Here is a 16,240-nt window from a genome sequence, read left to right as displayed (position 1 = left end):
CAGCTCCCCGCGGGTGGCGCGACCGCGGTCCCGCCGTCGGCCTGGTGGGTTACATCTTGCGGGGGGTGGTTATTCCCGTCCGCCCTGTCGCTTCGTTGGGCGCGCCACTACGGCTTACTCCTGGCTGGCGTTGAACGAGGCCAGCCGTGCCTCCAGCGCCGCATGTTGGGCGTCGCCGCCGTGCAGGCGCATGAAGTTCTCCGCACTGACCGGGCGGCCGAGCAGGTAGCCCTGCAGGTGATCGCAGCCCAGCCGTTCCACATAGGAGCGCTGACCCTGGGTCTCGATGCCTTCGGCGACGATCTCCATGTTCAGCGCGTGCCCCAGCGCGACGATGGCCGAGACGATCACCACGTCCTCGTCGCTCTCTTCCAACGCCAGCACGAAGGCGCGGTCGATCTTGATCTCGGTGGCCGGAAGTCGCTTCAGGTGCAGCAGACTGGATACGCCGATGCCGAAATCGTCGATCGATATGCCAACGCCAAGCGCGGCGACGCTGCGCAGCACCGCGATGGCATTGTCGGTGTCGCGCATCACTGCGCCTTCGCTGATCTCCAGAATCAGGCGTGAAGGCTCAAGATCGTTGCGCTCCAGCGCGTTGCGCACATCCTCGATCAGCTTCGGCGAGCCCAACTGGCGACCGGACAGGTTGACCGCCACCCGCCACTCGCTGTTGCCGGCATCCTGCCAGCAGCGCATCTGCCTGCAGGCCTCGTCCAGCACCCAATTGCCGATCACGTCCATCAGGCCGCTCTGCTCGGTCAGCCGGATGATGCGTTCGGCAGGTACATAGCCGTGTTCGGGATGACGCCAGCGGATCAGCGCCTCTGCACCGCTGATGCGGCCGCTGTGGGCATGCACGCGCGGTTGGTAGTGCAGCGACAGTTGCGCGGTGCCCAGTGCCTTGCGCAGGTCCTCCAGCAGACGCCGGTCCTGCTCGACGTTGTCGTTCATCCAGTCGGCGAACACGGCATGTGTGTTGCGCCCGGACTGCCTGGCATAGGCCATGGCGGTCTCGGCCATGGCGATCAGCTGCGCTGCTGTGTTGCCGACCTGCGGATGCTCGACGATGCCCAGGCTGGCGGTGATGCGCAGTTCGCGGCCACCAACGCGCACGGAGTTGACCGCCATCATGATGCGGTCGGCCAGCGAGTCCAGTTCCTCGGCGTGCCTGAGCTGGCTGGCAATGACGAACTGGTCGCCACCAAGGCGGCCGACCAGGTCGTCGGCTGGAAGCAACTGACGCAGGCGTTCGCCGATATCGACCAAGGCGGCATCGCCGGTCTGCGAGCCAAACGCGCCATTGATATGGCGAAAGCCATCCAGGTCGATGGACATCAGCACGAAGGGGTGGCTGCCCTGCAACAGCTGTTCGATCCGCTCATGCGAGAGCTGGCGGTTGGGCAGGCGGGTCAACGAGTCGTGCTGGCTGGCATGGAACAGTTCCTTGCGGGCATCGTCCAGCGAAGCCGACAGCATGGAATTGCGCAGGTGCAGCAAGCGCGCCTGCATGCGCTGCTCGAACAGGGAAATGGTCAGTACCACGCCCATCACGCCGACGGTCAGCAATACCACGCAGGCGGCCAGCCATTCAGTGGGAACGCCACCGGTGGTGGCTGCAGTGCAGACGGAGTTGGCCGGGAAGCGTGCTGCCGCCATTCCGGTGTAGTGCATGCCGACGATGGCCAGGCCCATGACGGCGGCTGCGATCAGGCGCGGCGGCAGCGCATGTTCGACCGTGCGCAGGCGGAACGCGATATACAACGCGCTCCACGAAGCCGCTACAGCGATCACGATAGAGAGCACGAACCAGACCCGGTCGTAGTTGATTTCCGGGCTCATCTTCAGCGCCGACATGCCGACGTAATGCATCCAGGCGATGCCCAGACCCATCAGCAATGCGCCCAGTGCCAAGCGTAGGTGCGGCAAGGTCGGGCGCGAAACCAGCCACAGGGCGAATATCGAGGCTGCGACCGCCACCAGCAGTGACTCCACGGTCAGCCACAGGTCGTAACCCAGTGGAATTGGGAGGCGGAAAGCCAACATGCCGACAAAGTGCATCGACCAGATGCCCGCACCCATGGCGACGCCACCGGCCAACAGCCAGCGAGCCGCGGCGCGACGTGGTTGCGAGGCGGATACCCGTGAGGCCATGTCCAGCGCCGTGAACGAGGCGAGGATTGCCACCAGGATCGACAGCACGACAAACAACGGGTTGTAGCTGCCAACGAGCATCAAACCTCTCCCTAAGGTTGTCGCGCCGCGGTCGCGGAAGCGAGATGTCGTACGCGGTTCCGCATTCCCCTGCGGCCCGTGCTGTACCCCGGACTATCCACCGGTATAGGGGAACCGGCAAGAGGGCCTTCAGGCAATGTGAAATCCAAAAACGTGAGCTGTGTAGGGCGTCACATTGTTACTTGCCGCGCCGTATCAAAGGCGGTGTCGAACAGGCGCTGTACCGGCGGCCCCATTTCCCCGGCCAGCAAGGTGAGCAGTGCCAGGCCAATCAGCAGGGCAACCGGCAGGCCCAACTGCATGGGGTTGAGTGCCGGTGCTGCGCGGGAAAGGACGCCAAAGACCAGGTTGATCGCCAGCATCGCCACCACCAAGGGCAGGGCGAGTGACAGTGCGCCACGGAAAATCTGCAGGGCCAGGGTCGGCGCCAGCGTGGCGACCGCATGCGGATCGGGCAGGGCGGTGCCGATGGGCAATGCCTTGTAGCTGTCCACCAGCAACGAAATCAGTGCCAGATGGCCATTGCTGGTGAAGAACAGCAGGCCGAACATCAGGTAGAACCATTGCCCGATCACACCGGAGCTGCCGCCGCGCATCGGGTCGGCCATCTGCGCGAAGGCCAGGCCGGTGCTCTGCGCGATCATTTCGCCGGCCATGGCGCCGGCTTCGAAGATCAGCCGCAGCAGGAAGCCGATGCTGACCCCCACGGCTACCTCGCGCAGGATGCTGAGCACGGTCATCGAGTCAAAGCCGTTGAAGATCGGCACCGGCGGCAGGACCGGGGACAGTGCCACGGACAGTGCCACCGCCAGCAGCGCCCGCACCCGCGCCGGTACCGCACGGGTGCCGATCATCGGCATGGCCATCAGCATCGCCCCGATGCGCAGCATGATCCACAGGGTGTTGCCGATGATGGCAAAGGCCTGTTGGCCGTCGATGACAGTCTGGGTGACCGAGTCCATCACGCTAACCGATCAGGTGCGGAATGCGTTGGAACAGCATGACGGTGAACTCGACAAGGTGCCCAAGCAGCAGGCTGCCGAGCGCAAACAGCGCCGCGGTCAGGGCCGCGGCCTTGGCGACAAAGGCGATGGTCGGCTCGTTGATCTGGGTGGCGGCCTGGATGACGCCGACCACCACGCCGACGACCAGCACGACAAGTAGCAACGGACCGGCGATCCACAAGGTGGCAACCAGGCCGCCGCGGAGTTCGGTGAGGGCAAGTTCGGGACTCATGCCGGGGCAGATGCAAGAGCGGTGCCACAGTGTTGGCGGCGGGTTTTTGGCGGGGCGGCGGCGTGCTTTTGCAGGAGCGGCGTAAGCCGCGAAGCTGATGGTCTACCAGATCGAACCTGTATCACCGGCCGAACAAGTCCAGCGTCGCGGTTTACACCGCTCCCACATTCCTTGCTGCTGGCTTGCTGCGGTAGTCCTCGCCGACCGCCTGCAGGCCGGCGATCGCAAAGCGGTGCAGATGTGCCAGCAGCGGCTGCGATGGGCCTTGCGCCACTGCCTGCAACGGGCCGGGTACGTCTCGGCCGATCACGATCAACATCATGCAGGGCGCGGCGACGCTCAGCAGGCAGCGCAGCAGGGCCGGTTCATTGGCGGGAATGCCGGAGATCTCACTGAGGATCTGCGCCACCGCCATCATCTTCGGCGGAACCGCTTCTTCCATCAGCACCTGTAGATGCGAAGAGGGCGCCAGCAGTTCGCGTGCCAGCACGCGGGGTGCCCAGGCCTCGGGTTGCTGCGCGCGCTGGACTAGGCCAGCCAGCAGTTCATACAGGCGCTGCTCCGGGTTCAGCGCGCTGCCGGCGATCCGCTGCAGATCATCAAGATCGAGCAGCTGCCGGTGCGCTTCCAGCAGCACTGCCTGGTACAGACCGTTGCGGCTGCCGAAGTGGTAGTTGATAGATGCCAGGTCGGCAGCGGCCAGTTGGGCCACGGCCTTGCTGGTGGTTTCGGCGAAGCCGTGCTGCGAGAACAGCTGGCCGGCCGCCTCCAGCAGGCGGGCACGGGTGGCCTCGCCGTCGGTGCGTGGTCCGCGTGGGGTGGTTTTCTGAGTGCTCATTGCGTGGCAAGTTTAGCCTGCTTCATCGCCCCGTCCGGCACTACTATAAATTAAATTTAATTTGAATTAGGCTGTTCGGCAGATACAGTCCTGCTTGCGGAAGCGTCCTGATGAAGAAGCCCGTCCTTGTCGTGGTGGCCGCCGTTGCGTTGCTGGTCGTGCTGCTGCTGTGGTGGAGCAGCCGGGATAAGCCGGCTGGCGATGGCCTGCAGTTGCAGGGCAATGTGGACATCCGGCAGGTGTCGCTTGCCTTTGATGGCAGCGGCCGGGTGCAGGAAGTGCGGGTGGAGGAAGGCGACAAGGTCAAGGCCGGCGATGTGCTGGCCACGCTCGACACCCGCACCCTGCAATTGCAGGCAGATCAAGCCAAGGCACAGATCGAGACGCAGCGGCAGACGGTGGCGCGGCTGCACAACGGCGCGCGGCCGCAGGAAGTCGTGCAGGCCAGGAGCCAGCTGGCCGCAGCACAGGCCGATGCAGCGCGTGCAGCGCAGGACCTGCAGCGCTTGCAGGGCGTGGCCAGCGCGACGGACGGTCGTGGTGTAAGTGCGCAGGAAATGGACCGCGCGCGTAGCGTGGCGAAAGTGGCGGCAGCGACGGCCGAACTGCAGCAACAGGCATTGACGCTGGTGCAGCAAGGCCCGCGCAAGGAAGACATTGCGGCAGCCGAGGCGCAATTGCAGGCGGCCGATGCCCAGCTCGCCTTGCTGCAGCACCAGATCGCGCAAGGCCAGCTGAAGGCACCGGTGGCGGCGGTGGTGCGCTCGCGGCTGGTGGAAGTCGGCGACATGGCTGGTCCGCAACGCGCGGCATTTGCGCTGGCGTTGACCCAGCCCAAGTGGGTACGGGTATTTGCCAGCGAAAGCGAGCTCGGTCGCATCCGCAGCGGTCAGCTCGCGCAGGTGACCAGTGACGGCCATCCCGACAAACCGGTGACGGGCAAGGTCGGCTTTATTTCGTCCGTGGCAGAGTTCACCCCGAAGTCCGTGCAGACCGAAGAGCTGCGCACCAGCCTGGTCTACGAAGTGCGCGTGGTGGTCGAGGATCCGCAGGATCAGCTACGCATGGGCCAGCCGGTGAGCGTGCGCCTGCAGGAGACGGCGCGCTGATGGACGCGGCGACTGCCACGGTTGTCGCGGTCGACCTGCGCAAGTGTTTTCCGGCGGCCGGTGGCGGGCAGGTGGAGGCGCTGGCCGGGGTTTCCCTGTGCGTGCGCAAGGGCGAGCTAACCGCGCTGGTTGGGCCGGATGGTGCGGGCAAGACCACCTTTCTACGCATGGTTGCCGGCTTGCTGCCGGCCGATGGTGGTCAGCTGCAGGTGCTGGGCCATGACGTGGCAAGGCAGCCACAGCAGGTGCAGGACCGCATCAGCTACATGCCGCAACGCTTTGGCCTGTATGAGGACCTGAGCGTGCAGGAGAATCTGGATCTGTACGCAGACCTGCATGGCGTGCCGCTGGTCGAGCGCCATGTGCGCTTCGAGCGGCTGCTGCAGATGACCGACCTGGCTGCATTCAAGCAGCGCCCGGCTGGCAAGTTGTCCGGTGGCATGAAGCAGAAGCTGGGTCTGGCCTGCACCTTGGTGCGTTCACCGCAGCTGCTGCTGCTGGACGAGCCCAGTGTTGGCGTGGACCCACTGTCACGGCGCGAATTGTGGAAGATCATCCAGCAGCTGGTGCAGGAGGAGCAGCTCAGCGTGCTGGTCAGCACCGCTTACATGGACGAGGCTGAGCGCTGCGAGCAGATCTTCGTGCTGCATCAGGGGCGCTTGTTGGCGCAGGGCAATCCTGCCGCGCTGACCGGCGAGGCGCAGGGCCTGACCTGGACGGTAGCGCCAGCGCCGCCGTTGCAGCCGCGTGACCTGCAGGCGCAACTGATCGACGATAGCCGCCACGTGCTGGATGCGGTGCCGCGTGCCGGTTCGGTGCGCTTCATCCTGCAGCCTTCGGCAACGCCGTCGGATATCGCTGGGCTGCTGCAGGATCAATTGCCCAGCCAGCGGCCCGCTGAGTTGGAAGATGCGTTCATGATGCTGCTGCGCGCGCAGGAATCGCCAGCGTCGTTGCCGGTGGCGGAGGTCGCACCGATAGCGATCGCGCAGGATGATGCGCCGGTCATCGTGGTGCGCGATCTGGTGCGTCGCTTCGGTGACTTCACCGCGGTGGCGAGCACCAGTTTCGATGTGCATCGTGGCGAGATCTTCGGGCTGCTCGGCCCGAATGGCGCGGGCAAGACCACCACTTTCCGCATGCTCTGTGGACTGCTTCCCGCCAGCAGCGGACATCTGGAAGTAGCCGGCCTCAATCTGCGCAGCGCCCGTGCCCAGGCCCGCGCACGCATTGGCTATGTCTCACAGAAATTCGCCCTCTACGCCAACCTCACGGTACGCGAGAACCTGGAGTTCTTCGGCGGTGCCTACGGCTTGGGCGGTGCGCAGCTGCGCCAGCGCGTAGCCGACGCCATTGGCCGTTTCGACCTGCAGGGCGACGCCCGCAGCGGCGAACTGCCGGCCGGCTACAAACAGCGGCTGGCAATGGCCGTGGGCTTGCTGCATGCGCCGGAGATCCTGTTCCTGGATGAGCCGACCAGCGGCATCGACCCACTGGCGCGGCGCGCCTTCTGGCGCACCATCACCGGGCTGGCGCAGCAGGGCGTGACCATCATCGTCACCACCCATTTCATGGAGGAAGCGGAATACTGCGACCGCATCGCCATCCAGGACGCCGGTGAACTGCTGGCCCTGGGAACGCCACAGCAGGTGCGCGAGCAGGCCGGCGCTGACGGCATCGACATGAATGCCGCCTTCATTGGCATCGTCGAGCAGGGCCGCGCGCAGCGCAGTGCCGCTGGCAGGGCTGCGTGATGTCCGGCTTCCTGTCCCGCTTATGGGCGCTGGTGCGCAAGGAGACCCGGCAGATGCTGCGCGAGCGCAGTAGCCTTGCGGTCGGCCTGTTGTTGCCAGCGGCCTTGATCCTGTTGTTTGGCTACGGCTTGTCGTTCGATGTCAGCCACGCACCGGTCGCGGTGGTGTTGGATGAGCGCTCGCCGACCACGCAGTCGCTGGTCGCAGGGCTGCAGGGCTCTCCGTATCTGGCGCCGGTGCAGGTCCGAGACATGACCGCTGCGGTTGGCTTGATGCGGCAAGGCAAGGTCGGCGGCATCGTGCATGTGCCGGTGGATTTCAGCCGGCGTATGGTGGATGGCAGCGCGCAGGTGCAGCTGATCCTCAACGGCGTGGATGCCAATACCGCGCGGACCTTGGAAGGCTATGTGGGCGGCGCCTTGGCGACGCAGCTGCAAACCACATCTGATCGGCAAGGCGACAGCGGTGCGGGCGCGGGCGTCAATGTGATCCAGCGCATGTGGTTCAACGAGGCAAGCACTAGTACCTGGTATCTGGTGCCGGGCCTGATTGTCCTGGTGATGACCTTGATCGGTGCCTTCCTGACCTCGCTGCTGGTTGCGCGCGAATGGGAGCGCGGCACGCTGGAGGCACTGTTCGTCACACCGGTGCGGCCAGCCGAACTGGTGCTGGCCAAACTGCTGCCGTATCTCGGTATCGGCGCGATCAACCTGGCGATCTGCCTGCTGACCGCACGCTTCTTGTTCGAGGTGCCGATGCGCGGTTCGCTGTTTGCAATCGTGGTCAGTTCACTGCTGTACCTGGCCGTATCACTGCTGCTGGGTCTGTTCATATCGGCGGTGACCCGCAACCAGTTCCAGGCCAGCCAGGTGGCATTGCTGACCAGTTTCATGCCGGCGATGATGTTGTCCGGCTTCGTATTCGACCTGCGCAACATGCCGGTCGCGGTGCAGGTCATCAGCCAGCTGCTACCTGCCACGCATTTCATGGGCTTGATCAAGTCGCTGTTCCTGACTGGCGACAACTGGCCGTTGTTCCTGCAGAAATCAGTCATCCTGCTGCTGTATGCGTTGCTGCTGTTTGCCGGCACCCGCTACAAACTGCGCAAGCGGCTGGTGTAAGCGTGGAAGCCATTGTCATCTATTTCCGGCGCATTGCCTTCCTGTGCAGGAAGGAGCTGATCACCCTGCTGAAGGAACCCTCCAGCCGCGCCATGCTGTTCATGCCGGCGCTGATGCAGGCGTTGTTGTTTGGTTACGGCGCGACCTTCGACCTGCGCCACGTGCCGTACGCGGTGCTCGACCTCAGTGGCGGACAGGCGTCGAGCGAGCTGCTGTCGCGGGTGGACGGCGCGGGTATGTTCGAGCGTGTGGCCACGCTGGATTCGTCGAGGCAGATTGCAGGCTTGATCGACGCCAATGAAGCGCTGCTGGTGATCAGCATCCCGGCTGATTTTGAGCAACGGCTCGCGTCAGGGCAGAGCGCGCCGCTGCAGTTGATCATGGATGGTCGCAACTCGACCAGCGCCGGTGCTGCTGCCGGTTACATCGGCTCCATCGTCGCCGACTTCAATCGGGCGCGCGCTGCCGGTGGCCAAACGGTGCAGCTGGTCACGCGCAGCTGGTACAACCCCAATCTCGAATCGCGCTGGCAGTTGATGCCAGCGTTGATCGCCGCTCTGAGCATGTTGCAGACCTTGCTGATCGCGGCGTTGTCGGTGGCGCGCGAACGTGAGCAGGGCACCTTCGATCAGTTGCTGGTCACGCCGCTGACGCCGATGCAGATCCTGATTGGCAAAGCCTTGCCGTCGATTCTTGTGGGCTTGGTGCAGTCCACCATTATCCTGCTGATCATCCGCTTCTGGTTCCAGATTCCGATGGCCGGGTCGGTGGGGGTGCTGTATCTGGCGCTGGCGGTGTTCACCGTGGCGTCGGTGGGCATCGGCCTGTCGATCTCGGCGGTGGCAGCAAACATGCAGCAGGCCATGCTCTACACCTTCCTGTTGATCATGCCGTTGATGCTGCTGTCGGGCTTGATGACGCCGGTGGCCAACATGCCCAAGGTGCTGCAGGTGGCGACCTACGCCAATCCGCTGCGCTTTGGCATCGATCTGGTGCGCCGGGTCTATCTGGAAGGCGCCGGCCTGCAGGAAGTGGGCTTCAACTTCATCCCCATGCTGGCGGTGGCGGCGATTACCTTGCCGCTGGCGGCGTGGCTGTTCCGTAACCGGCTCACCTAGGACGCGATCCATGTTCCCGCACTTACGCTCACTGTTGAACGCGTCGCTGCTGTCGCCGCTTGCTGTCGGCCTGATGCTGGGCGGTTGCGCGGTCGGGCCGGACTTCGTGCGTCCGGACGCAGCGGCGCCCACGGACTGGACGCAATGGAGGGGCGGTGACGCGTCACTAAATGCCGACGTCGGCACGCAGGCGCTACAGCCGGAGTGGTGGACGCAGCTGTTCGACCCGACATTGGATGAACTGCAACGGCGTGCCTTGCTGGCGAGCCCGGACCTGCGCACAGCTGCTCTGCACTTCGCCCAGGCGCGAGCGCAGCGGCGCACCGTTGCCGCGCAGCGCGGCGTGGATGTGAGTGCCTCGGCGGGCGTCAATCGCCAGCGCCAAAGCGAGAACGGCGCAGGTACGCGCATGCTCGATATTCTCAGCAATGACAGTGACGCGCTGAAGCAGCTGCTGGCGGAACCGTTCAATCTGTATCAGGCCGGTTTCGATGCGTCCTGGGAACTGGATCTGTGGGGCAGGGTGCGGCACTCGATCGAGGCGGCCGATGCCGGTGTGGCACAACAGGCGGCCCTGTTGGATCTAGCCAGGCTGAGCGTCATTAGCGAAGTGGCGCGCAGCTATGTGCAGTTGCGCGCCGCACAGCGCCAGATCGAACTGGCTCGCGAGGATATCGCTGCATTGGAAGAGCGCTTGTCGCTGCTGCGGGCACGGGTGGACGGCGGGCTGCAGGATCATCTGGATCTGGACCGTCAGCAGGCCGATCTGGCTGCTGTACGCGCGCGCTTGCCGGGCCTGCTCGCCGAGGAAGCCAGCAGCAGCAATCAACTCGCGCTATTGCTCGGCGAGCGCCCCGGCGCTCTGCGAACCCTGTTCGCAACGCCTGCGGCTGCTGTCAGCGACGCGCTGCCGGATCTGTCGCTGGGCCTGCCATCGGAAGTGGCGCAGCGACGCCCGGATATCCGCGCCGCGCAGGCACGCTTGCAGCAGGCGACGGCCAGCATCGGTGTTGCGCAGGCCGATCTGTATCCCAGCATCCGCCTCGGTGCCAAATTCGGTTACGAGTCGTATCTGTCAGGTGAGTTCTCGGACTGGGGCAGCCGCACCTGGTCGATTGGCCCGGTGCTGAATCTGCCACTGTTCGATCACGGTCGGCGCAAAAGTGTGGTGCAACTGCGTGAGCTGGAACAGCAGGAAGCCGCCGTGGCCTACCAGAAGACCGTGCTGCAGGCCTGGCAGGAAATCGACAATGCATTGAACGGTTACACCGCCGCCCAGCAGCAGCGCACGCAGCTGCGTGTGCGCGAGCAGGCCACGGCGGACGCCTACATGATCGCCCAGGCACGGCACGAAGCAGGCCTGATCGACTTCCTGGCGGTGCTTGATGCACGCAGAGGTTATCTGCAGACGCGGCGCGACCTGGTTGATAGCGAGGCCCTGCTGCGTAGCCAGTTCGTCGCGGTCAACAAGGCCGTTGGCAATGCACCGCCACCGAGCGACTGATTGAAAGTGCGGCACCAGGGCGGGCTAGGGCTGGATGGATGGGCTGCGCCCATCTGCGGCTACACTCGAACAGCTCCGGCCGCCAAGGTGTCGCGACGGCCTTCCACTGACCCAGAGTGAGTTGCATGCCCGATACTTCCCGCAGGGATCTGTTCAAAGCCATCGCTGTCGGCGCCGCGGTGGCGCCGCTGTCACTGCTGGCGGCGCCCGCCGCCGCGGGTGCCTGTGCGAGCACAACGCCGCGTTGGGGTCAGGGGCCGGAAGGCCAGCGCATCGCTGACCTCGGGGATGGCACCTATCTCAATCCCATCGTCGCCGGGGATCATCCGGACCCGACCATCCTCAAGGATGGTGACGATTACTACATGACCTTCTCGTCATTCTATTCCTATCCGGGCCTGGTCATCTGGCATTCCACCGACCTGGTCAACTGGGCACCGATCGGGCCGGCGCTGCACAAGACACTCGGCGATATCTGGGCAGTGGACCTGTGCAAGCACGGCGATCGCTACTTCATTTACCTGCCGGCCAACCCGACCGGTGATGGCTGGTCGATCTTCGTTATCTGGGCCGACGACATCGCCGGCCCCTGGAGCGAGCCGATTGACCTGAAAATCGACGGTTGCATAGATCCCGGCCATATCGTCGGCGAGGATGGCAAGCGCTACCTGTTCGTCAACGGCATCCGCCGGGTGCGTTTAAGCGATGACGGCTTGGCCACCTATGGCGCCCTGGAAGCGGCCTATAGTCCTTGGCGCTATCCGGATGACTGGGTCACCGAGAATTTCGCGCCCGAAGGCCCGAAGCTGCTGCGTCATGGTGATTGGTTCTATCTGATCACTGCCGTGGGCGGGACCGCCGGCCCGGTGACCGGGCACATGGTGATCGCCGCACGTTCGCGCTCCATCCATGGACCATGGGAGCACTGCCCGCAGAACCCGTTGGTGCGTACCCAATCAGAAGCGGAGCCATGGTGGTCACGCGGCCATGCAACGTTGGTGGAAGGCCCTGCTGGCGATTGGTGGATGGTCTATCACGCCTACGAGAATGGCTTCCGGACGCTGGGGCGACAGACACTGCTTGAGCCCATCGAGTGGACCGATGATGGCTGGTTCCGGGCGCTGGGCGGGGATCTGTCGCGACCGCTGCGCAAGCCCGCAGGTGGCAAGGCCCGCGCGGCGGGATTTGCACTGTCGGACGACTTCTCGGGTAATCGTTTTGGCACCCAGTGGGCGTTCCACAATCCGGGACCGGATGAGCGCCAGCGCGCACGCCATGACAAAGGCGGGCTGCGCCTGAAAGCCAGCGGTGTCTCACCCATCGACAGCTCGCCACTGACCTGCGTGGTGCCTGACCGTTCCTATGAGGTCGAAGTCACTCTGTCACCCGACGCGGGCGCGGAAGCTGGCCTGCTGCTGTTCTACAACAACAAGGCGTTCATCGGCGTCGGATTCGATGGCAGCACCATCAAGAACTTCCAGTACGCCGAAGAGCTGGTGTGGGCACGTGCGCCACGCGCCGCTGGCCCGGTAAGGGTGCGTTTGAACAACAGCAACAACGTGGTGACCTTCCATTACTCGCATGACGGTGGCCGCAGCTGGCAGTTGCACCCGACGCGGATGGAAGTATCCGGCCTGCACCACAATGTGTTCGGTGGCTTTCTCAGCCTGAAGATCGGCATCTATGCCGCCGGAAGCGGCGAACTGATGATCAGTGATTTCCGCTACCGGGCGCTTGGTGAGGGCGCTGCGGGCTGAACCCGAGACCCGCCTCGGCATCGGAGAACGTTTGTGGGAGCGGCGTAAGCCGCGAAGCTGGCGTTGCTCAACGCTTGCCAGCTTTGGCTCCTGATGACCTGCGAGTTTCGCGGCTTACGCCGCTCCCGCAATCAACAGCAGATTGGTACTCAGCGTCGGCGCAACCAGAAATAGATCGGCAGGCCGGAGGCGATCAACGCTACACCCCATAGCAGGGCCTCGCTGCCGATGCCGCCGATGGCATACAGGCTGAAAGCGAGTGCGCCGGCTGCAGCGATGCGCGAGGCAATGCCGCTGCCACGCCACAACCAAGCGGCGGCGCCGGCCAGGTAGGGCAGCAAGGTGGCGGCGGTGGACAGCAGCACCGAGAATTTGAACAGGTCCACCAGCGAGCGGTTGTAGTTGCAGATCACCAGTACCGTGGCCAGCAGGCAGCTGACGATGACGCCGAACACCGGCGCACCGCGCTTGTTCTCATGGGCGAAGGCGCGCGGCAGCACGCCGTCGCGAGCGGCTGCCATCGGCAGCTGTGCCGCCAGCAGGGTCCAGCCGTTCAGTGCGCCAACGCAGGAGATGGCCATCACCACCGCCAGCAACATGCCAGCGGTCGGGCCCCACAATGCGGCGGCTGCATCTGCCATTGGTGCGCTGGAACTGGCCAGCACATCGGCCGGCAGCAGGCCAAGCACCGTGGTGCAGGCCAGAACCGTGGCGATACCGGCGATGGCCGTACCGGCGACGGTGGCGCGGGCGACCGTGCGCGGTGCGTCATCGACCGACTCGGCCGGGACCGTGGCGGCCTCCAGGCCAATCATCGCCCACAGGGTCAGCGCCACGGTGGCGGCAGCCACGCTGCCCAGCGATTCGCCGGACGGATTGAAGGGTACGTAGTGGCTGGTATCCACCAGCCACAGTGCGACCAGGCCGAACATCAGCAGCGGTACTACTTTCAGTACGGTGGTTGCCAACTGCAGGCGTCCTGCTTCGCGCACCCCGATCAGGTTGACGCCTGCACACAGCCACAGCGCGATCAGGCCGCAGGCCGCAGCGCGCACCGGGGTCGCGGTCAGAGCCGGGAAGATGGCGCCGATGCTGCCGGCGAAGGCCACTGCAATCGCGGCAATCGCACACCACATTGAGATCCAGTAGCTCCAGGCAACCAGAAAGCCGGGCAGCTCGCCAAAGGCGTTGCGGGCGAACACGTAGGGGCCGCCAGTCTGCGGCCAGCGCTTGGCCAGCTGGGCAAAGGTCACCGCCAGCAGCAGCGCGCCGCACAAGGTGATGCCCCAGCCGATCAGGGTGGCCGCGCCATAGGGGGCGAGGGTGGCTGGCAACAGGAAGGTGCCCGAGCCGATCATGCTGCCCACGACCAGGGCGGTGGCAGACCAGAAGCCCAGCGGGCGACGCGAAGTAGTCATAAATACAGCAACGGCAAAGGCTCGCGCCGGAGTACGGATGCCCCGGGAGAGCGTGAGAGAAGGTGGCAGGCGCCCAAGGCGACCGCAGCAGGGTGGGGATTATGACGGTTTGCTGCCCGGACCGCGATCTGAAACCTGCCGGTAATGACCTTTGGCCCTTCCGGCAGGGCACAGTAGCGCTGACGCTGGCGGCCTTGTTCACCGTTCTGGAACCCCCCGATGACCGTTCGACCGCTGGCGCTAGCCGTCTCGTTTTCCCTGGCCACCGTGCTGGCCGCCTGTTCGCCGTCATCGCAGCCAGCCGCTGGCGAGAGCAGCGCGCAGGCGCCGCAGGCCGACAAGGCCGCGCAGCTGAACCAGCTGTACGCCGACTATTGGGAAGGCGTGCTCAAGCTGAACCCGCTGCAGGCCACCTTCCAGGGCGACAACCGCTACAACGACCTGCTGCCGGACTTCGGCTCGGCCGAGTTCCGCAAGCAGAGCCATGACTTCACCCAGGAATGGCTGGGCAAGGCCGAGAAGATCGGCGACGCCGGCCTGTCCGGGCAGGACCTGCTCAGCTACCGCATCTTCGTCGAAGAGCAGAAGCAGTCGCTGGAAGGGGAGAAGTTCCCGAGCTGGATGATGCCGGTCAACCAGATGGGCTCCACCGTCAGCTATGCGGTGATGCTGGGTTCGGGCCAGGTGGCGCAGCCGTTCAAGACGGTCAAGGATTACGACAACTGGTTGGCGCGTGCAGCGCGCGTTCCGGTACTGCTGGAAACTGAAAACGCCAACATGCGCGAAGGCATGAAGGCTGGCGTGGTGCAGCCACGCGTGCTGATGGAAAAGGTGGTGCCGCAGTTCGATGAGATCATCACTGCCAAGGCCGAAGACAGCCAGTTCTGGGGCCCGATCAAGCTGCTGCCGGCTGACTTCCCGCAGGCCGACAAGGATCGCCTGACCGAAGCTTTCCGCGCGGTGATCAATGACAAGCTGATGCCGGCGATCAAGCAGCAGCGTGACTTCATCGCCAATGAATACCTGCCGGCCACCCGTGACACGGTCGGCCTGGATTCTTTGCCGGACGGCAAGGCGTGGTACGCGTTCAACGCCAAGCAGAGCACCACCACTGCGCAGACTCCGGAGCAGATCCACGAGATCGGGCTGGCTGAAGTGGCACGCATCCATGCTGAAATCCAGAAGGTGATGGCCGAGGTGGGCTTCAAGGGCTCGCTGCAGGAATTCTTCACCTTCATGCAGAAGGACAAGCAGTTCGAGTTCAAGTCCGAGCCGGAATTGCTGGAGCATTACCGTGGGCTGGAAGCCAAGATCAATGCCAACGTACCCAAGCTGTTCTCGCTGACTCCGAAGGCCGGTTTCGAGATCCGCCCGATCGAGGCCTTCCGTGCCAAGTCGGCCGCCGGCGGCGAGTACATGCAGCCCAGCGAAGACGGCAGCCGTCCGGGCATCTTCTACGTCAACACCTACGACTTGCCGACGCGCAAGACCTGGGACGCCGAAGACCTGTTCCTGCATGAAGCCATCCCGGGTCATCACTTCCAGCTCGCACTGCAGCAGGAGCTGAAGGGTGTGCCGGCGTTCCGTCGCTTCGGTGGCGAGACTGCCTTCATCGAGGGCTGGGGCCTGTATGCCGAAAGCCTGGGCAAGGACCTGGGCGTATACACCGACCCGTACAGCTACTTCGGCCGCCTGCAGGGTGAGCTGTGGCGTGCGGTGCGTCTGGTGGTGGACACCGGCCTGCATTCCAAGGGCTGGACCCGCCAGCAGGTGCTGGACTATATGTTCGCCAACTCCTCGGTGAGCGAACCGGATGCAGTTGCCGAAGCCGAGCGTTACATCGCATGGCCGGGCCAGGCATTGGCTTACAAGACCGGCGAGCTGAAGATCCAGGAACTGCGCAAGCGCGCGCAGGACAAGCTGGGTGCCAAGTTCGACATCCGCGAGTTCCACGCCGAAGTGCTGAAGGACGGCTCGGTACCGCTGGACGTCCTCGACGAGAAGCTCAACGCCTGGATCGCCGAAAAGGCCAAGTAAGCGGCAAGCCGCCTACCGGTAGTGCCGAGCCATGCTCGGCAAGGGGCATTACCGCAAAAAGCCAACCCCTCCCCTTGGCGTGCGGCCAAAGGGAGGGAGCAGGTAGTGCCGAG

Annotated in this window: 12 protein-coding genes; 7 read left to right on the top strand and 5 right to left on the bottom strand. The window is 64.6% G+C overall.

Features of this window, described 5'->3' with window-relative positions:
- Nucleotides 1-114: 114 nt before the first annotated feature.
- From ACVOLS_RS16690 to ACVOLS_RS16675, 4 genes are all read right to left on the bottom strand, one after another.
- Nucleotides 115-2,235, bottom strand: coding sequence for a putative bifunctional diguanylate cyclase/phosphodiesterase (locus tag ACVOLS_RS16690; protein WP_481546554.1), 2,121 nt, complete (start codon nt 2,233-2,235; stop codon nt 115-117).
- Between the two features lie 170 nt (nt 2,236-2,405).
- Nucleotides 2,406-3,197 carry a flagellar biosynthetic protein FliR gene (fliR, locus tag ACVOLS_RS16685; protein ID WP_481546553.1) on the bottom strand — a complete coding sequence of 264 codons (792 nt, stop codon included), beginning with the start codon at nt 3,195-3,197 and terminating at the stop codon, nt 2,406-2,408.
- Between the two features lie 4 nt (nt 3,198-3,201).
- Nucleotides 3,202-3,471 carry a flagellar biosynthetic protein FliQ gene (locus ACVOLS_RS16680; protein ID WP_282269983.1) on the bottom strand — a complete coding sequence of 90 codons (270 nt, stop codon included), beginning with the start codon at nt 3,469-3,471 and terminating at the stop codon, nt 3,202-3,204.
- A 151-nt stretch (nt 3,472-3,622) separates the two neighbouring features.
- Nucleotides 3,623-4,309, bottom strand: a complete 687-nt coding sequence (locus tag ACVOLS_RS16675) for a TetR/AcrR family transcriptional regulator (protein WP_481546552.1) — start codon at nt 4,307-4,309, stop codon at nt 3,623-3,625.
- A 110-nt stretch (nt 4,310-4,419) separates the two neighbouring features.
- On the opposite strand from ACVOLS_RS16675, the gene ACVOLS_RS16670 reads away from it, so the two are divergent.
- The 6 genes from ACVOLS_RS16670 to ACVOLS_RS16645 all read left to right on the top strand — a co-directional run bounded on the left by ACVOLS_RS16670 (nt 4,420) and on the right by ACVOLS_RS16645 (nt 12,672).
- A complete protein-coding gene (locus ACVOLS_RS16670) occupies nt 4,420-5,418 on the top strand; it encodes an HlyD family secretion protein (protein WP_481546551.1) in 999 nt (332 codons plus the stop codon).
- The gene (locus ACVOLS_RS16665) at nt 5,418-7,172 is read left to right on the top strand and encodes an ATP-binding cassette domain-containing protein (RefSeq protein ID WP_481546550.1); all 1,755 of its coding nucleotides are present in this window, start codon (nt 5,418-5,420) and stop codon (nt 7,170-7,172) included. Before ACVOLS_RS16670 ends, ACVOLS_RS16665 begins: the two co-directional genes overlap by 1 nt.
- Complete coding sequence (locus ACVOLS_RS16660; RefSeq protein ID WP_481546549.1) at nt 7,172-8,293, top strand: ABC transporter permease; 1,122 nt, start codon at nt 7,172-7,174, stop codon at nt 8,291-8,293. The genes ACVOLS_RS16665 and ACVOLS_RS16660 overlap by 1 nt, the downstream gene beginning before the upstream one ends.
- Before the next feature lie 2 nt (nt 8,294-8,295).
- Nucleotides 8,296-9,411 (top strand): ABC transporter permease, encoded by a 1,116-nt coding sequence (locus tag ACVOLS_RS16655; protein WP_481546548.1) that lies wholly within the window; start codon nt 8,296-8,298, stop codon nt 9,409-9,411.
- A 10-nt stretch (nt 9,412-9,421) separates the two neighbouring features.
- Nucleotides 9,422-10,915 carry an efflux transporter outer membrane subunit gene (locus ACVOLS_RS16650; RefSeq protein WP_481546547.1) on the top strand — a complete coding sequence of 498 codons (1,494 nt, stop codon included), beginning with the start codon at nt 9,422-9,424 and terminating at the stop codon, nt 10,913-10,915.
- A 125-nt stretch (nt 10,916-11,040) separates the two neighbouring features.
- A complete protein-coding gene (locus tag ACVOLS_RS16645; RefSeq protein ID WP_481546546.1) occupies nt 11,041-12,672 on the top strand; it encodes a family 43 glycosylhydrolase in 1,632 nt (543 codons plus the stop codon).
- Nucleotides 12,673-12,821: 149 nt separating this feature from the next.
- On the opposite strand, the gene ACVOLS_RS16640 is transcribed toward ACVOLS_RS16645, so the two are convergent.
- Nucleotides 12,822-14,090 (bottom strand): amino acid permease, encoded by a 1,269-nt coding sequence (locus ACVOLS_RS16640; RefSeq protein ID WP_481546545.1) that lies wholly within the window; start codon nt 14,088-14,090, stop codon nt 12,822-12,824.
- Nucleotides 14,091-14,309: 219 nt separating this feature from the next.
- Between ACVOLS_RS16640 and ACVOLS_RS16635 the strand changes: the two genes are divergently transcribed.
- Complete coding sequence (locus ACVOLS_RS16635) at nt 14,310-16,127, top strand: DUF885 domain-containing protein (RefSeq protein ID WP_481546544.1); 1,818 nt, start codon at nt 14,310-14,312, stop codon at nt 16,125-16,127.
- Nucleotides 16,128-16,240: the final 113 nt, after the last annotated feature.

Source organism: Stenotrophomonas sp. STEN038, assembly GCF_056759895.1.
The sequence above is the reverse complement of the archived record's forward strand: the minus strand, read 5'-3'. Positions and strand labels throughout refer to the sequence as shown.

What these genes read in the sequence shown, in the direction of transcription:
- ACVOLS_RS16670 (WP_481546551.1), top strand. Translation starts at nt 4,420, where the DNA reads ATGAAGAAGCCCGTCCTTGTCGTGGTGGCCGCCGTTGCGTTGCTGGTC.
- ACVOLS_RS16665 (WP_481546550.1), top strand. Translation starts at nt 5,418, where the DNA reads ATGGACGCGGCGACTGCCACGGTTGTCGCGGTCGACCTGCGCAAGTGT.
- ACVOLS_RS16660 (WP_481546549.1), top strand. Translation starts at nt 7,172, where the DNA reads ATGTCCGGCTTCCTGTCCCGCTTATGGGCGCTGGTGCGCAAGGAGACC.
- ACVOLS_RS16635 (WP_481546544.1), top strand. Translation starts at nt 14,310, where the DNA reads ATGACCGTTCGACCGCTGGCGCTAGCCGTCTCGTTTTCCCTGGCCACC.
- ACVOLS_RS16690 (WP_481546554.1), bottom strand. Translation starts at nt 2,235, where the DNA reads ATGCTCGTTGGCAGCTACAACCCGTTGTTTGTCGTGCTGTCGATCCTG.
- ACVOLS_RS16640 (WP_481546545.1), bottom strand. Translation starts at nt 14,090, where the DNA reads ATGACTACTTCGCGTCGCCCGCTGGGCTTCTGGTCTGCCACCGCCCTG.
- ACVOLS_RS16680 (WP_282269983.1), bottom strand. Translation starts at nt 3,471, where the DNA reads ATGAGTCCCGAACTTGCCCTCACCGAACTCCGCGGCGGCCTGGTTGCC.
- ACVOLS_RS16645 (WP_481546546.1), top strand. Translation starts at nt 11,041, where the DNA reads ATGCCCGATACTTCCCGCAGGGATCTGTTCAAAGCCATCGCTGTCGGC.
- fliR (WP_481546553.1), bottom strand. Translation starts at nt 3,197, where the DNA reads ATGGACTCGGTCACCCAGACTGTCATCGACGGCCAACAGGCCTTTGCC.
- ACVOLS_RS16650 (WP_481546547.1), top strand. Translation starts at nt 9,422, where the DNA reads ATGTTCCCGCACTTACGCTCACTGTTGAACGCGTCGCTGCTGTCGCCG.
- ACVOLS_RS16675 (WP_481546552.1), bottom strand. Translation starts at nt 4,309, where the DNA reads ATGAGCACTCAGAAAACCACCCCACGCGGACCACGCACCGACGGCGAG.